Origin of the sequence: Ensifer sp. Root278, assembly GCF_001429285.1 — a bacterium.
Lineage (GTDB): Bacteria > Pseudomonadota > Alphaproteobacteria > Rhizobiales > Rhizobiaceae > Ensifer.
Window position 1 is genome coordinate 116,842 of sequence record NZ_LMJJ01000004.1, and the last position, 16,337, is coordinate 133,178.

12 protein-coding genes are annotated in these 16,337 nt (G+C 63.4%); 6 read left to right on the forward strand and 6 right to left on the reverse strand.

Features of this window, described 5'->3' with window-relative positions; genetic code table 11:
* Nucleotides 1-74: 74 nt before the first annotated feature.
* Both ASE60_RS06400 and ASE60_RS06405 read left to right on the forward strand, forming a co-directional pair.
* The gene (locus ASE60_RS06400) at nt 75-938 is read left to right on the forward strand and encodes a cytochrome b/b6 domain-containing protein (protein WP_057248911.1); all 864 of its coding nucleotides are present in this window, start codon (nt 75-77) and stop codon (nt 936-938) included.
* Entirely contained in the window at nt 935-1,726 is a 792-nt protein-coding gene (locus ASE60_RS06405) for a molybdopterin-binding protein (protein ID WP_057248912.1), read from the forward strand. Before ASE60_RS06400 ends, ASE60_RS06405 begins: the two co-directional genes overlap by 4 nt.
* A gap of 120 nt (nt 1,727-1,846) precedes the next feature.
* On the opposite strand, the gene ASE60_RS06410 is transcribed toward ASE60_RS06405, so the two are convergent.
* The 3 genes from ASE60_RS06410 to ASE60_RS06420 form a co-directional block, all read right to left on the reverse strand.
* Entirely contained in the window at nt 1,847-2,932 is a 1,086-nt protein-coding gene (locus tag ASE60_RS06410; RefSeq protein ID WP_057248913.1) for a TIGR01620 family protein, read from the reverse strand.
* Nucleotides 2,929-4,425 (reverse strand): YcjX family protein, encoded by a 1,497-nt coding sequence (locus tag ASE60_RS06415; protein ID WP_057248914.1) that lies wholly within the window; start codon nt 4,423-4,425, stop codon nt 2,929-2,931. The genes ASE60_RS06410 and ASE60_RS06415 overlap by 4 nt, the downstream gene beginning before the upstream one ends.
* A 131-nt stretch (nt 4,426-4,556) precedes the next feature.
* Nucleotides 4,557-5,075, reverse strand: coding sequence for a histidine phosphatase family protein (locus ASE60_RS06420; protein ID WP_057248915.1), 519 nt, complete (start codon nt 5,073-5,075; stop codon nt 4,557-4,559).
* 416 nt (nt 5,076-5,491) lie between these two features.
* Between ASE60_RS06420 and dksA the strand changes: the two genes are divergently transcribed.
* A complete protein-coding gene (dksA, locus tag ASE60_RS06430; RefSeq protein ID WP_034794589.1) occupies nt 5,492-5,911 on the forward strand; it encodes an RNA polymerase-binding protein DksA in 420 nt (139 codons plus the stop codon).
* A gap of 126 nt (nt 5,912-6,037) precedes the next feature.
* Here dksA and ASE60_RS06435 read toward each other — a convergent pair whose 3' ends face one another.
* On the reverse strand, nt 6,038-7,039 hold the full coding sequence (locus ASE60_RS06435) for a flagellar biosynthetic protein FliO (RefSeq protein ID WP_057248917.1): 1,002 nt from the start codon (nt 7,037-7,039) through the stop codon (nt 6,038-6,040).
* A gap of 264 nt (nt 7,040-7,303) precedes the next feature.
* On the opposite strand from ASE60_RS06435, the gene ASE60_RS06440 reads away from it, so the two are divergent.
* Nucleotides 7,304-9,931: a PAS domain-containing sensor histidine kinase gene (locus ASE60_RS06440; protein WP_057248918.1), complete on the forward strand. Its 2,628-nt coding sequence runs from the start codon at nt 7,304-7,306 to the stop codon at nt 9,929-9,931.
* A gap of 99 nt (nt 9,932-10,030) precedes the next feature.
* Here the strand turns inward: ASE60_RS06440 and ASE60_RS06445 are convergent, their stop codons facing one another.
* Together ASE60_RS06445 and ASE60_RS06450 are read right to left on the reverse strand one after the other, a co-directional pair.
* Nucleotides 10,031-10,960 carry a pseudouridine-5'-phosphate glycosidase gene (locus tag ASE60_RS06445; RefSeq protein ID WP_057248919.1) on the reverse strand — a complete coding sequence of 310 codons (930 nt, stop codon included), beginning with the start codon at nt 10,958-10,960 and terminating at the stop codon, nt 10,031-10,033.
* Between the two features lie 31 nt (nt 10,961-10,991).
* The gene (locus ASE60_RS06450) at nt 10,992-11,939 is read right to left on the reverse strand and encodes a carbohydrate kinase family protein (RefSeq protein ID WP_057248920.1); all 948 of its coding nucleotides are present in this window, start codon (nt 11,937-11,939) and stop codon (nt 10,992-10,994) included.
* A 321-nt stretch (nt 11,940-12,260) separates the two neighbouring features.
* On the opposite strand from ASE60_RS06450, the gene recA reads away from it, so the two are divergent.
* A complete protein-coding gene (recA, locus tag ASE60_RS06455; protein WP_057248921.1) occupies nt 12,261-13,352 on the forward strand; it encodes a recombinase RecA in 1,092 nt (363 codons plus the stop codon).
* A 228-nt stretch (nt 13,353-13,580) separates the two neighbouring features.
* Entirely contained in the window at nt 13,581-16,244 is a 2,664-nt protein-coding gene (gene alaS, locus ASE60_RS06460) for an alanine--tRNA ligase (RefSeq protein WP_057248922.1), read from the forward strand.
* The last annotated feature ends 93 nt before the right edge of the window (nt 16,245-16,337 follow it).

Below are 16,337 nucleotides of genomic sequence, written 5' to 3' on the forward strand. Positions count from 1 at the left end.
CGCGGGCGCAGCGGACGCGCGTGAAACTTGTCCCGACCGCCCTACGTATAGTCATGGGAAACGGGAGATTTCCCATGAACACGACGGAATATGATCCCCAGACGATCACGACACGCGCGCAGGCAAGACTGACGATCCGGCGGCACCGACTTGTCACGCGTCTTACCCATTGGGCGTGGGCGGTGGCCCTGTTCTTGCTGCTGCTCAGCGGCCTGCAAATCTTCAACGCGCATCCGGCGCTCTATATTGGCCAGCAATCCGGCTTCGCTTTCGACAACGGCGTCTTTTCAATCCAGCCGAGTCGCGACCGGAATGGCGAGGTCCGGGGTATAACGACCGTGTTGGGGCGAAACTTCGATACCACCGGCGTCCTCGGCGTCAGCGGGGCCAAGCAGGTACGCGCCTACAGGGCCTTTCCCGCCTGGCTGACTGTGCCATCTTACCAGGACCTTGCTACGGGACGGGTCGTGCATTTCTTCTTCGCCTGGGTCTTTGCGACGGTCTACGCCATCTGGTTCATGGCAAGCGTGATCAATGGGCACCTGAGGCGCGATATCCTTCCCGGCTGGGGCGATATCCGCGCGTTGCCGCACACCTTGACCGAGCACATTCGCTTTCACTTCGACCACGATGGGCGCTACAACAGCTTGCAGAAACTCTCCTACGCGCTTGTTCTCCTGTTGTTTTTCCCGCTGATGATCCTGACGGGCCTGACGATGTCACCTGGCATGAACGCTGCCTGGCCGTGGCTGCTCGACCTCTTCGGCGGGAGGCAGACGGCCCGCACGATCCACTTCGTCGTTATGCTCCTTCTCGTCGGGTTCTTCGTCGTGCACCTGTTCATGGTGTTTGCCGCCGGGCCGATCAACGAGATGCGGTCGATGATTACCGGCCGCTACCGTCTCGACGATCGACACAAGGGAGGGAATGCGAGATGACGCGCTTGTTCGTCAGTCGCCGTCGTTTCATGGGCATCGCCGGGGTGGCTGCATCCACCGTTCCGCTTGCCGGCTGCGATATGCTCGATGGGTTGCTTGCGGGCGACGATCCGGTGCGTGGCTTTCTCGCATCGGCCAACACACTGACCTACCGGTTGCAGCGACTTTTGATCCCCGTGGATCGGCTCGCACCGGAGTTCTCGGAAAGCGAGATCCGTCAGGGGCAGCGGCCGAACGGCTCGACGGACCCGACCGACCCGGCTTATCTCGCGCTGAAGGACGCGGAGTTTGCTGCCTATCGGCTCAATGTCTCGGGGCTAGTGGAGCGACCGATGCAACTGACGCTCGACGAACTCCGCAACATGCCGTCACGCACGCAGATCACACGGCATGACTGCGTCGAAGGTTGGAGTTGCGTCGCCAAGTGGACGGGCGTGCCGCTGGCCCGCGTGCTGGATGAGGCAGGCGTGAAGAGCGACGCACGTTACGTTGTCTTCCATTGCTTCGACAGCATGTCGCTCGGGCTTGCGGGCTCGGCAGCCTACTATGAATCGATCGACATGATCGACGCCCGCCATCCGCAGACGATCCTGGCCTATGGCCTGAACGGCTCTGCGCTGCCGGTCGCCAACGGCGCGCCGTTGCGCGTGCGCATCGAGCGCCAGCTCGGCTACAAGATGGCGAAGTACATCCGGGCGATCGAAGTCGTCTCCGATCTCTCGACGATTGGCGGAGGACGCGGCGGCTATTGGGAAGATCTCGGCTACGACTGGTATGCCGGTATCTAGAGCGCCGCGCGTTCAGATGAACGCACTAAGGTCGCCCTGGCACTTTGTTTCTGGAGCATCTTTCCGCTTTCACGTGATTCGACTTGAAAGCGGGATGCTCCAGTGTCAACCGAACATGCCCTATTTCTCGCCGCCTTCGCTGCCGGCGCGCCCGGCACCCGGACTTAAGTCGGCCAGAAAATCGCCGATACCCGGGCGTTTCAAGGCGCGGAACGGCATCGGACGGCAAAGGTCCATGGCCGCGATGCCGATGCGCGCTGTCATCAGGCCGTTGATCACGCCTTCGCCAAGACGCGCCGAGAGCTTCGAGGCGAGGCCGTGGCCAAGCACCTGCTGGATGAGGCTGTCGCCGGCGGCGATCGAGCCGGTGACGGCAAGGTGGGCGATGACGTCGCGCATGAGCCGCAGCAGACCGAGCGTGCCGGGGCGGCCGCCGTAGAGTTCGGCCATGGCGCGGATCAGGCGAGCGGATTCGTAAAGCACATAGCCGAGGTCGACCAAGGCACGCGGGCTGACGGCTGTGACGATCGATACGCGCTTCGAGGCGGCAAGAATGAGGCGGCGGGCCTCGCGGTCGAGCGGGCTCAGGAGTTCGCGTTCGGTGAGTTCGATCAGATGCGGCCCATCGATGATCTCGCCCTCGGTTTCCTTCAGCCGCGTGCGGCCGCGTGCCGTTCGTGGATTGCTGGCCAGCAGATGGACTAGCTTCGTCTGCGCCGACCGCGCGCGCTTGGTGTTGCCCGAGGTCGCTGCAGCCTCCGTTTCCGATTTCAGCTTCTGGATGGCGGTAAGCTGCATCATCCCGGAGAGCTCGCGGGCAACGACGATCAGCAGCGCCAGCAGTCCGATCGCGACGACGGCAAGGGCGGTGTAACCGAGCCAATCGGCGCGGGTGAAGAGATCGCGCAGCAGGCGGTCGACCCAAAGGCCGGCGGCCAGCGAGAGAATGATGCCGAGAGCGCCGATCGCGATCTTGCCGACCGACAGGCGACGCTTGCGCGGGCTTGCTTCCGGCAACGCGAGCGCCTCGACCGCCAGCGTGGTCTCGCGGAACGGATCTTCCGCATCCGGCGTCAGCACCACATTGTCATCGAAGCTCGCGGGCGAACGCGGGACGCGCGACTGTGGGGCGGCCTGGACAGGCTTCTCCTCTCCAACCGAAAAGGCGCCGGGTCGGCGGCTGCGGCCGTTACTATCGTCACTCATGCGAGCCGGTCTCCGAACAGAAATTGCATGGCTCGGTCGAGACGGATATGCGGTACCGACAGTTTTAAGCCGCCGCCGGTTTCTTCGAGATGCGGCGGGCGGAAGCGGACGAAGCTGAGCTCTGGCCGAGGGTGGGCGCTTTCGACGAAGGTCGTTCCGCCCGACTGCATCTCGATCGCCTTGAAGAGCACTTCAGGATCTTCCGGCAAGTCACCGGGAAATATTGCGGTTTTCTTCTCGCCGTCAAAGATTTCGCCGTTGATCTCCTCGCCGGCGATCGGGGTGCCGACGATCACCGGCAGCGCATGGCCGTCGTGGTTGACGGTCGCTTCGCGGGTCGCCCTGACGGATGCAAGCGCCATGACCTCGAGGCCGGCGCCGCTCATGCCGATGCTCTGCGCGGCGCGATCGACCAGGCGCGCGGCGATGCGCTCCAACCGGTCGTGGCTTTCGTGATGCAGATGATCCGCCTTCGTCGCGGCGATCAGCACCTTGTCGATCCGGCGTGTCAGGAAGGAGGAGAGCCAGCTGTTGGTTCCCGGGCGGAAGCAGGCGAGCACGTCGGCAAGCGCCTGCTCGAGATCGAGCAGCGCTTCCGGACCGTTGTTGATCGCCTGAAGCGCATCGACCAGTACGATCTGGCGGTCGAGCCGTGCGAAGTGTTCGCGAAAGAACGGGCTCACCACATGCTTCTTGTAGGCCTCGTAGCGCCGCTCCATCATCGCCCAGAGCGAACCTTTCGGTGCGCGGCCATCCGGGAGATCGGGAAGCGGCGAGAAGGTGAGTGCCGGTGACCCCTCGAGATCGCCCGGCATCAGGAAGCGGCCAGGCGGGAGGGTCGAAGGAGAGCGTTCGTCCGCCTTGCAGGCCCTCAGATAGCCCGTGAAACTTTCGGCAAGCCTGCGGGCGCTCGCCTCGTCGGCAACGGCCGTCGGTCCGGCCGAAGCGGCCAGCGTCAGCCACTCCGCCGAAAAGGTGCTCCGGCTGGCGGCATGGGCGCGTGCCACGGCGTTGTTGCTGAACGCGCGGAAATCCTGTGCCAGCAGGGGCAGATCGAGCAACCACTCACCGGGGTAATCGACGATATCGAGCGACAGGCGGCCGGGAGAGAACAGCCGGTTCCAGCCGCTGGCACTCTCATAGTCGATCGTGATGCGCAGTTGCGAAATGGCGCGGGTCGAATCCGGCCAGATGCGATCGCGCACCAGGGCAGCGATGTGGTCCTCGTATTGGAAGCGCGGTACGGCATCGTCCGGCTGCGGTTGAAGCCTGACCTTCGAGACCCGCCCGGAACGCACCGGCTCGAACACCGGCAGGCGTCCGCCGTTCAGGAGATTGTGCACCAGCGACGAGATGAAAACCGTCTTGCCGGAGCGCGACAGGCCGGTGACACCGAGGCGGATGGAGGGATTGACGAGGCCGGAAGCTCGGTCGGTCAGATTGTCGAGCGCAATCAGGGCGTCGTCTTTGAAGCTGGTCAGGTTGGGCGCCAAATCTTGCTCTTTCTTGCGGCGTAGTTCCGTGGGGCGTTCTGCTGGCGTCGTCCGGCAGAACTGTCGCACGCAGGCAGCCACCGCGATATAGGCAATATTTCCCCGGTCGCAACGAGGACCCGGCAATTCTTCTATTGGTTGGGCAGCAGGATCGAGACCAATGTCGCGACCGCTGCGCCATCTTTCGGCGCGACGGCGGGCAGGTCGAGGATCGAAAGCCCCGCCGGCGGATAACCGTAGGCAAACGCCTCACGCGCGGCGTCGTCTCCGACCAGCCGGTGAAGCAATTGCTCGATCATCGGGTTGTGCCCGACCAGCATCAGCGAATTCAGATGCCGATGGGCGTCGATGAGGTCGAAGTAGACCGTTGCCGGTCCCGAATAGAGTGCATCGATGTAACGAATATCGAGACTTTCGCTGACGGTGCGAAAGAACGGTTCGGCGGTTTCGCGGCAGCGCACGGCGGTGGAACAGAGGATGCGCTCGGGGCGGATGCCGCGGTCGACAGCCATCTGCGCGAGCCGTTCCGCATCGACATAACCGACCTCGTCCAGCGCCCGGTCGAAGTCGCGTTGCCCGGGCAACGCCCAGCCGGAACGCGCGTGCCGCAGAAGGTAAAGGCGAAGGGCCTTGGGGGCGCTGTCTTGCATCGAGCGGTTTCCGGTGGCTGCCTGTCGCTTGTGGCGGCAGGGTCGAATGGTGTTGTCCGGGCACAGCTTGCGCGTCGCCCGGCAGACCTCCACCTTTTCCCTCGGGAACCGCAAAGATCAAGCTGCCGGCTGCTTTTTTCCGGGGATCGGCAAGCTGCTGCGCTTTGCCGCGGTCGCGATCAGGCGATCCAATGACGCAAACACATCAGTCTCACTTTTCAGCGAGGACGGCCGGACGCAGCGGTACGTACAAGCAGGAATTCAAGTTCCAATGTGTAATTTTGATGAAATATTCGTCAGTTAGCCTGAATCGCGAGCAATATTAAAATACGGTTGAGTGCCTGTTCCGAGGCTTGAATCGAGGCTTCCATAGGTCTATACAGCGCCGCAATGAGATGTTCTTCAGGAGAATCGCGTTGAGTGAGAAGATCGATCTTAGTACCTTCGTCCTGTCCGAGGACGATGAATTCATGAATGCCAACCACCGGGCGTATTTCCGGGCCAAGTTGAATGCTTGGAAAAATGACATCCTTCGTGAGGCACGCGAGACACTGGATCACTTGGCAGAGGAGAGCGCCAATCATCCCGATCTCGCAGACAGGGCTTCTTCCGAAACGGATCGGGCAATTGAGCTCAGAGCCCGGGACCGTCAGCGCAAGCTGATCTCCAAGATCGACGCGGCGCTGCAACGGCTCGATGAAGGCACCTACGGCTACTGCGAAGAGACCGGTGAGCCAATCGGCCTGAAGCGGCTGGACGCACGGCCAATCGCAACCCTGTCGATCGAGGCGCAAGAGCGTCACGAGCGTCGGGAAAAGGTCTACCGGGACGAATAGGATATCCGACTATCGGAACTGTCTGAAAAAAGGCGCGGCTCAAACCGCGCCTTTTTCTTTTGGACCGATTGCTTACCAAGGGTGGACCGCTTCGCGATGCCCAGCGGCGTCACCCGCGAGGGGAAGCTATGGCTTCCGGCCGGCGGAGATATCGGCCAGCATACGGTTCATTTCTTCTTCGATGGTCGGCTCCTTGCGGCCGCCTTCGGCGCCGGGGGCGCCAAGCGTCGGCTCCTGACGGCCGGATGGCGCCAGGGAGCGGCTCTCCGGTGCCACCATGTTCGTGGAGGCAACGGTGCCTGGGTTCGGTACCGTGGCCGGGCCAAGACGCTGCAGGTCGCCGCTGATCTCCGCATCGAGCAGGCGCTCGAAATCCGTGAGGGCAGTGGCCGGCGCCGGCTGGGGCTGCTGGATGGTGGGGGCCGGGCGCTGCAACTGCACGGGTTGTACGGGGATTGGCTGCGCCTGGACTTGCTGGACCGCCGGTGCGGACCTGTTTATGGCGATTTCGAAGTTCGACTGGGGCGCCGAAGCGGCCGTGACAGCCGGGATTTCCGGAGCCTGCTGCACGGACGGACGGACAGGCGGACGTTGTTCGGCCGCAAGGACGGGTGCGGCGACCGGGCGCTGCTCCACGACAACGCGCGGCGGCGCGGCCGGCTCGATACGGGTGACCGGTTGTTCCCCCGGTTGGGCAACGGGGCGGACCGGCGTTACGGCGGCGACGGTTTCAGCTTCAAACGAAGGTGCGGCTTGTTGCGGAAGCTCTCGCGTTGCCGGCCGGCTGTCCACTGCCAGCGGTTCCGCTACCTTGCGCTCCGCGACGGCCGCACGCTCCTCGGGCGCACCGATCCGGCTCTCGATGACGATATCCGTCGGGCCGCCGATCATGATCAGATGCTCGACATCATCGCGGCGCACGAGCACCAGGCGGCGACGGGTGTCGACGGCAGCGGCATCGAGCACGGCAAGGCGCGGCTGGCGGTTCTTGCCGCCGCGAATGAAGGGCGAGGAGGGGCGATTGCGCATGATCCAGAGCACGGCCACGAGGCAGAGAAGTCCGATCGCGACGGCTGCGGCGGCGATGACGAACCGGCTGCCATTGTCTGCGATGATCGTTTCCATCATAGGCTGAACTCCTTCTGCCTTTCGAGTGCCAGTATTTGACGGCTTTTTTCGGGCCCGGACAAGGACTTCGCCGACATTCCCTGTGAATTGGCTGCAATGCTTCCGCAGAGGTGCTTTTTGCTGTTATCTCTGATTGTTAAAGATGATTCTTGTCCGAATGATCGAGGGCCTATCGGGAATGACCGATTTCGCCCGGCGGATTACGCGGATACCGGCCGGAAGTGCCGGCCCGCGCGCGCGGTGCCGGCCGCATAAGAGGATCCGATGACGAAATTGCGGCAGTCAGGCGACTACCAGATGCCGGTTGTTGACCGTGGCGTCAGGCCAGGCACCGTGCTGCGGATCGTTCTGCTCGCGATCGTCCTCACCGTGTCAGCCATCGCCTTCGTGATCTTCAAGAACGAGATGGAAAACGAGATCGTTCTCGGCATCCTCGGCGTTCTTGCCATGGTCGGCATCTTCTTCCTCGTCTCCTCCGTCATCGGCTTCATCGAGGTCATGCCGCAGTCGCGCCCGGACGAACTGGCGCGCGCCTTTCTCGATGCCCATGAGGACGGCACGATCGTCACCGACCGCAAGGGCCGGATCATCTACGCCAACGCCGCCTATGGCGCGCTGACGGGTGCCAAGAGCGCCGCCGGCATCCAGTCGCTGGAAACCATCCTATCGCGCAATCGCGAGGCGACGGAAGCGATCTATCGGCTGACGAACGGTCTACACGAGGGCAAGCAGGGGCATGAGGAATTCCGCCTGCTGAAGCCGCTCGCGACCAGCACCTCCAGCGGCTCCGGCGCCCATTGGTTCCGGCTGAAGGCGCGGGTGCTGCCGCTCGAAGACAGCGAGCGCAATCCGCTTTATCTCTGGCAGATTGCCGACATTACGGCGGAGCGCGACGACCAGGAGCGCTTCTTCAAGGAACTGCAGAACGCGATCGACTATCTCGACCACGCGCCGGCCGGCTTCTTCTCTGCCGGGCGCAAGGGCGAGATCTTCTACATTAATGCCACGCTCGCCGATTGGCTCGGCATCGACCTGACCAAGTTCCAGCCGGGGTCGATCAGCATCGGCGACCTGGTGGCCGGCGAGGGGCTGACGCTGGTTCAGGCCGTGCAGGCGGAGCCTGGCCTGAAGAAAACCAAGATGCTCGACCTCGATCTGCGCAAGCTGAACGGCCAGAGCCTGCCGGTGCGCATGATCCACCGGGTCTCCTCGACGCGCGACGGGGCACCCGGCGAAAGCCGCACCATCGTCATGTCGCGCGAAGGCGGCGAGGACAACGAGCAATCGGCGTCGAGCGCGGCAATGCGCTTTACCCGCTTCTTCAACAATACGCCGATGGCGATCGCCTCCGTCGATGGCAATGGCCGGATTCTGCGCACCAACGCGCCGTTCCTGAAGCTCTTCTCCGGCCTCGTCTCGCAGGACGACGTCGAGCGCGGGGCGCTGATCGAAGCCGTGGTGCACGAAACCGAAAAGGGCCGACTGCACGAGGCGTTGGCGGCAGCCAAGGACCGGCAGGGTGACATCGCGCCGATCGATGCGCTGCACCCGAAGGATGGCGAGCGCCACTTCCGCTTCTATATCAACGCCGTGATCGACCAGAGCGATCAGTCGCCAGAGGAAGCGGCAATCATCCATGCGCTTGAAATCACCGAGCAGAAGGCGCTCGAGAACCAGATGGCGCAGACCCAGAAGATGAACGCCGTGGGCACGCTCGCCGGCGGCATCGCGCACGACTTCAACAACGTGCTGACGGCGATCCTGCTGTCGTCCGACCACCTGCTTCTGTCGGCCCGTACGGCAGATCCGAGCTTTGCCGATCTCATGGAGATCAAGCGCAACGCCAACCGCGCTGCGGTGCTTGTGCGCCAATTGCTCGCTTTCTCGCGCAAGCAGACGATGCGGCCGACGGTGCTCAATATGACGGATGTGATCGGCGACCTGCGCATGCTGGTCGACCGCATGACCGGAACCAACGTCAAGGTCGAGGTGGACTACGGCCGCGATCTTTGGCCGGTCAAGACCGATCTCGGCCAGTTCGAACAGGTGCTGCTGAACCTGGCGGTCAATGCCCGCGACGCAATGCCCGAGGGCGGCACGATCACGCTTCGGACGCGCAACCTGCCCGCTGCCGAGGTTGCGTCCTTCGGACGACGCGAGTTGCCGGACGACGATTTCGTGATGGTCGAGGTCGCCGACCAGGGGACCGGCATACCGCCGGAGATCCTCGACAAGATTTTCGAACCGTTCTTCACCACCAAGGAAGTCGGCAAGGGCACTGGTCTCGGCCTGTCGATGGTCTATGGCATCGTCAAGCAGTCGGGCGGTTACATCTATCCGGAATCGGAAGTCGGCAAGGGCACCACCTTCCGCATCCTGCTGCCGCGCCACATCGAGGTGCCGGTAGTGGCCGAAGAGACCAATCTGGCGGCGACAACAACGGCGGAGGCGGCTCCGGCGCGGGTAGCGCAGGCGATTGCAGCACCGGCGGCAAAGACCGAGGAGCCGGCCGATCTCACCGGGGATTCAGCCGTCGTCCTGCTTGTCGAGGATGAGGAGGCGGTACGCCGCGGCGGCAAGCGCATGCTGGAAACGCGCGGCTACACAGTCTACGAGGCGGGCTCCGGCGTCGAGGCGCTCGATATCATGGACGAGCTCGACGGTGCGGTCGATATCGTCGTTTCGGACGTGGTGATGCCGGAGATGGACGGACCGACGCTGCTGACCGAGCTGCGCAAAAAGTACCCGGACCTGAAGTTCATCTTCGTTTCCGGCTATGCCGAAGACGCCTTTGCCCGCAACCTGCCGGCCGACGCGAAGTTCGGCTTCCTGCCGAAGCCGTTCTCGCTGAAGCAGCTCGCAGTCTCCGTGCGCGAAATGCTCGACTCCTAGATCAGCGATCTGACACTGAAATCATCAGCCGGTGGAAGTCGGACATGAAAAAGCCCGGCGCTTGCGTGCCGGGCTTTTTCGTCTGTTATCCTATAGGAATTACTTGGCGTTGAGCGCGACCGCGATCTCGCCGGCAAGGCGCGCATTGTTCTCGACCAGCGCGATGTTGGTCTCGAGGCTGCGGCCTTCGGTCATGTGGAAGAGATTGTCGAGCAGGTAAGGCGTGACGGCCTTGCCGGTGATCTCGTCGCTCTCGGCATTGTCGAGCGCGCGGGTGATGTAGATTTCCATCTCTTCGCGCGGGATTTCGCTTTCTTCCGGCACCGGATTGGCTACCAGCATGCCGCCGTCGACGCCGAGCAGTTCGCGCATGTTCTGGAAGTTGGCGATCGCCGCCGGGCTGTTCAGCATCAGCGGGCTCTTGAGGCCGCTGTCGCGCGACCAGAAGGCCGGGAAGACTTCGCTGTCGTAGGTGACGACAGGGACACCGCGGGTTTCGAGCACTTCGAGCGTCTTCGGAATGTCGAGGATCGCCTTGGCGCCGGCGCAGACGACGATGACGCCGGTGCGGGCAAGTTCGTCGAGGTCGGCGGAGACGTCGAAGCTGAGTTCGGCGCCGCGGTGCACGCCACCGATGCCGCCGGTCGCAAAGACGCGAATGCCGGCGCGGGCAGCGGCAATCATCGTCGCGGCAACGGTCGTTGCGCCCGTGCGGCGCTCGGCGATCGCGAACGCGAGGTCGGCGCGCGAGACCTTCATCGCACCTTCCGTCTTCGCCAACTCCTCGAGCTTGGCGTCATCAAGGCCGATATGCAGCACGCCATGGATGACGGCGATCGTTGCCGGCACGGCACCCTGTTCGCGGATGATCGCTTCGACGCTGCGGGCCATGTTCAGATTGCCGGGATAGGGCATGCCATGGGTGATGATGGTCGATTCCAGCGCCACGATCGGCGCGCCACGCGCCTTGGCGGCTGCGACCTCGTCGGAATATGCCATCGGCAGGGAGGGAGAAGCGGGTTTGGTCATGGTCTTTCCTTGGGAGTTCTGCTGGCAATTGTCATGACAGCATTTGGGGCGTGGGCACAAGAGCCAGCGCCTGTTCGAGATTGGCCGCGGACATCTCTTCGGATGCGGCCAAGGGAGAGCGCAATGTGATTCCGGCGGCTGCGATGCCGTGCCGCAGGCACTCGGTCAGATTGCAGCCGGCGAGGCGCGCGGAGAGGAAGCCGGAGGCAAGCGCATCACCGGCGCCGGTGACGTCGGCCAGTGCCGGGAGCGCCGGCGGAACGGCAACGCAGATGCTGTCGCCATCGAAGGCGACGACCGCGCGGCCGCCGCGTGTGACCACGCCGCCATTGAGGCCCGCGCTTCTCAAAAGCGCCGGCCATGCTTCCGCCTCGGCCGCGTCCTTGCCGGTCAGCGCCCGTGCCTCGGATTCATTCATGAACAGGAAGGAGAGATGCTGGAGGCACGGCCGGTAGCGGATGACCTTGGCGGGCGAAACGGCAATGCCGGCGACGAGGCGCCCGTTGCCCGCGGCCGACTGGACCAGCGCGGCGATCGTTTCCTCCGGCAGGTTGGCGTCCGTCAGCACGAGCCTGCTCGTGGCGACGACATCGCGGAGCGCCCGGCGTTGCAATTGTCGCGGCGAGAACAGCCGGTAGAGTTGCATGTCGGCGAGCGCGATCACCAGATTGCCGTCGTTTTCAAGGATCGCGGTGTAGCTCGGCGTCTGGCGATCGAGAAAAGTGAGGGGGCTGTCGATGACCCCTGCTGCGGCCGCCGCCGCCGTCACCATCTCGCCGGCGGCATCGCCGCCGCGAGTGCTGATCATGCGCACGCCATGGCCAAGGCGCGCAAGGTTGCGGGCCGCGTTGAAGCCGCCACCGCCAGCCTCTTCGAACCAGGTGCCGGGATTGCTGGAACCCGGTGCGGTCGTCCCCGATATGCGGCCGCGCCTGTCGATATGCGCTCCGCCGAAGACGGCGATTTCAGCTTCCGTCATGAATGTTCCTCTGCTTGGCCCATCGGCCGAAATATCTGTTGGCTTTCTGCAATGGCCGAGGTCCAAATTCCAAGGACCCATGCGCCCGATCTCTTCGTCTCAGGCGAATCGGCCAAGCCCTGAGGGGCAGGTTTGAAGACGTACTGCGCGCATTTGAGAACCTATGGTTTCAATCCCGTGAACATGAAAAGAACGAAACCAAGATAATCATTGTTTTTCAATATATTGTCCTGCTCTTGCAAATACGGAACAAAACATGTACAAAAACTCCTGCGGCGGCTTCATTGCCTCGGTAGCTTCAATAACCTAAAGGTGGACCAAATGGCACAAAACTCTTTGCGGCTCGTAGAGGACAAATCGGTGGATAAAAGCAAGGCACTTGAAGCGGCACTTTCCCAGATCGAACGGTCGTTCGGCAAGGGATCGATCATGAAGCTCGGTGGGAAGGACAGCATCATCGAGATCGAAACCGTCTCGACGGGTTCTCTCAGCCTCGACATCGCGCTCGGCATCGGCGGCCTGCCGAAGGGCCGCATCGTTGAAATTTACGGCCCGGAAAGCTCGGGTAAGACGACGCTGGCGCTGCAGACGATCGCCGAAGCACAGAAGAAGGGCGGCATCTGCGCCTTCGTCGACGCCGAACACGCGCTCGATCCGATCTATGCGCGCAAGCTCGGTGTCGATCTCGAAAACCTCCTGATCTCGCAGCCGGACACCGGCGAGCAGGCGCTTGAGATCACCGACACGCTGGTGCGCTCCGGTGCGATCGACGTTCTCGTCGTCGACTCCGTCGCAGCGCTTGTGCCGCGCGCCGAAATCGAAGGCGAAATGGGCGACAGCCTGCCGGGCATGCAGGCACGCCTGATGAGCCAGGCGCTGCGCAAGCTGACCGCGTCGATCTCCAAGTCGAACTGCATGGTCATCTTCATCAACCAGATCCGCATGAAGATCGGCGTCATGTTCGGTTCGCCGGAAACCACCACCGGCGGCAACGCGCTGAAGTTCTACGCCTCGGTCCGCCTCGACATCCGCCGCATCGGTTCGGTCAAGGAGCGCGAAGAGGTCGTCGGCAACCAGACCCGTGTCAAGGTCGTCAAGAACAAGATGGCGCCGCCCTTCAAGCAGGTCGAGTTCGACATCATGTATGGCGAAGGCGTTTCCAAGACCGGCGAACTCGTCGATCTCGGCGTCAAGGCCGGCATCGTCGAGAAATCCGGTGCCTGGTTCTCCTATAACAGCCAGCGCCTCGGCCAGGGCCGCGAGAACGCCAAGACGTTCCTGCGCGACAACCCGGACCTGGCGCGTGAGATCGAGACGGCGCTGCGCCAGAACGCCGGCCTGATCGCCGACCGGTTCCTCGAAAACGGCGGCCCGGAACCCGACGACGGCAGCGACGACGCCGCCGAGGCGTGAAACACCAGGAACTGAAGCTTCCGGAGAACCGGTCGTCCTATGACGGCCGGTTTTTTGCTGCCGTCTGGACAGTATGATACGTGAACGATAAAAGCCTTTGGTTCCGGCGACCGAGGGCGTTGGAGGGCGTGGCCATCATGGATGGCCACGGGGTTTAAGGACAATGGCTTAGTGGCGCGGCAGATGCCGGATCCGGGCCGGAATCGGTGCTTTAGAATAGGACGCAAGATGAGCGGCGTGAATGAAATCCGGTCGACCTTTCTCGACTATTTCCGCAGGAACGGTCATGAGGTCGTGTCGTCGAGCCCGTTGGTGCCGCGCAACGACCCGACATTGATGTTCACCAATGCCGGCATGGTGCAGTTCAAGAACGTCTTCACCGGCCTGGAACAGCGTCCCTATTCGACGGCCGTGACCGCGCAGAAATGCGTGCGCGCCGGCGGCAAGCACAACGACCTCGACAATGTCGGCTACACCGCGCGCCATCACACCTTCTTCGAAATGCTCGGCAACTTCTCCTTTGGCGATTACTTCAAGGAGAACGCCATCGAGCTTGCCTGGAACCTGATCACTAGGGAATACGGCCTCGACGCCAAGCGCCTGCTGGTCACGGTCTACCACACCGACGACGAAGCCTTCGATCTCTGGAAGAAGATCGCCGGCTTCTCCGACGACCGCATCATCCGCATTCCGACGAGCGACAACTTCTGGGCCATGGGCGATACCGGGCCCTGCGGCCCATGCTCGGAAATCTTCTACGACCATGGCGACCATATCTGGGGTGGACCGCCCGGCTCGGCCGACGAGGACGGTGACCGTTTCATCGAGATCTGGAACCTCGTCTTCATGCAGTACGAGCAGATCACCAAGGAAGAGCGGGTCAACCTGCCGCGTCCGTCGATCGACACCGGCATGGGCCTCGAGCGCCTGGCAGCGGTGCTGCAGGGCCAGCACGACAACTACGACATCGACCTTTTCCGCGCCCTGATCGCAGCTTCCGAGGAAGCAACCGGCGTCAAGGCCGAGGGCGACCAGCGCGCCAGCCATCGTGTCATTGCCGACCATCTGCGTTCGTCCGCTTTCCTGATTGCCGACGGCGTGCTGCCGTCGAACGAAGGCCGCGGTTACGTGCTGCGCCGCATCATGCGCCGCGCCATGCGCCACGCGCAATTGCTCGGTGCCCGGGATCCGTTGATGTGGAAGCTCTTGCCGGCGCTGGTCGGCCAGATGGGCCGCGCCTATCCGGAACTGATGCGCGCAGAAGCGCTGATCTCCGAGACGCTGAAGCTTGAGGAAACCCGCTTCCGCAAGACGCTGGAGCGCGGTCTGAACTTGCTTTCGGACGCATCTGCCGATCTCTCGGAAGGCGACCAGTTCAACGGCGAAACCGCCTTCAAGCTCTACGACACCTACGGCTTCCCGCTCGACCTGACCCAGGACGCCCTGCGCGCCAAGGGCATCACCGTCGATACCGACGCCTTCTCTGTCGCCATGGAGCGCCAGAAGGCCGAAGCCCGCGCCAACTGGGCCGGCTCGGGCGAAGCGGCGACCGAGACGATCTGGTTCGAGCTCAAGGAAAAGCACGGCGCCACCGACTTCCTCGGCTATGACACCGAGACCGCCGAAGGCGTGATCCAGGCGATCGTGCGCGACGGCGCCGTCGTCGCTTCGGCAGCCAAGGGCGACACGGTCCAGGTGGTGCTCAACCAGACGCCGTTCTACGGCGAATCGGGCGGCCAGATGGGCGACACCGGCACGATCACCACCGAAACCGGCAAGCTTGTCGTGACCGACACGCAGAAGCGCGGCGAGGGGCTCTTCGTTCATTTCGCGACCGTTGCTGAAGGTACGGTGAAGACCGGCGACGCCGCGCAGCTCGACGTCGACCATGCGCGCCGCTCGCGCCTGCGCGCCAACCACTCGGCAACCCACCTGCTGCATGAGGCGCTGCGCGAAGTGCTCGGCACCCATGTCGCCCAGAAGGGCTCGCTGGTAGCCCCGGAACGCCTGCGCTTCGACGTTTCGCATCCGAAGCCGATGACGGCGGAAGAGCTGAAGATCGTGGAGGAAATGGCCAACGAGATCATCGTGCAGAACACGCCGGTGACCACGCGCCTGATGAGCGTCGACGATGCGATCGCCGAAGGCGCGATGGCACTCTTTGGCGAGAAGTATGGCGACGAAGTGCGCGTCGTCTCGATGGGCCGCGGCATTCACGGTTCCAAGGCCAACCGCGCCTATTCCGTCGAGCTTTGCGGCGGTACCCACGTGTCGGCCACCGGTGACATCGGTCTCGTCCGTGTCGTTTCGGAAAGCGCAGTCGGCGCCGGCGTTCGCCGCATCGAGGCGCTGACCGGCGAAGCCGCACGCGCCTATCTCAACGAGCAGGACGAGCGCGTGAAGACACTCGCCAACACGCTGAAGGTTCAGCCGGGCGACGTGCTCGGCCGCGTCGAGGCGCTGCTCGACGAACGCCGCAAGCTGGAACGCGAACTGACCGAAGCCAAGAAGAAGCTGGCGCTCGGCGGTGGCGGCGAGGCGGGTTCCGCCGACGCAGCCCGCGACATCGCTGGCGTTCGTTTCCTCGGCAAGGTCGTCTCGGGCGTCGAGCCCAAGGATCTGAAGAGCCTTGCCGATGACGGCAAGAAGAGCCTCGGCTCTGGCGTCGTCGCTTTCGTCGGCGTGTCCGGCGATGGCAAGGCGAGTGCGGTCGTGGCCGTCACCGACGATCTGACCTCGAAGCTCAGCGCCGTCGACCTCGTTCGCGTCGCATCAGCCGCGCTCGGCGGCAAGGGTGGCGGCGGACGTCCTGACATGGCCCAGGCCGGTGGTCCGGATGGTGAGAAGGCGGCCGAAGCCATCGAGGCCGTGGCCGTTGCACTGGCCGGGTAACCGTCAAAGACAGAAACTAGAAGGGCGCCACTTCGGCGCCCTTTTTTGTTCGATGTCCTCAAATTGTTAGAAAACGTCGGCATCGCTCTGAAT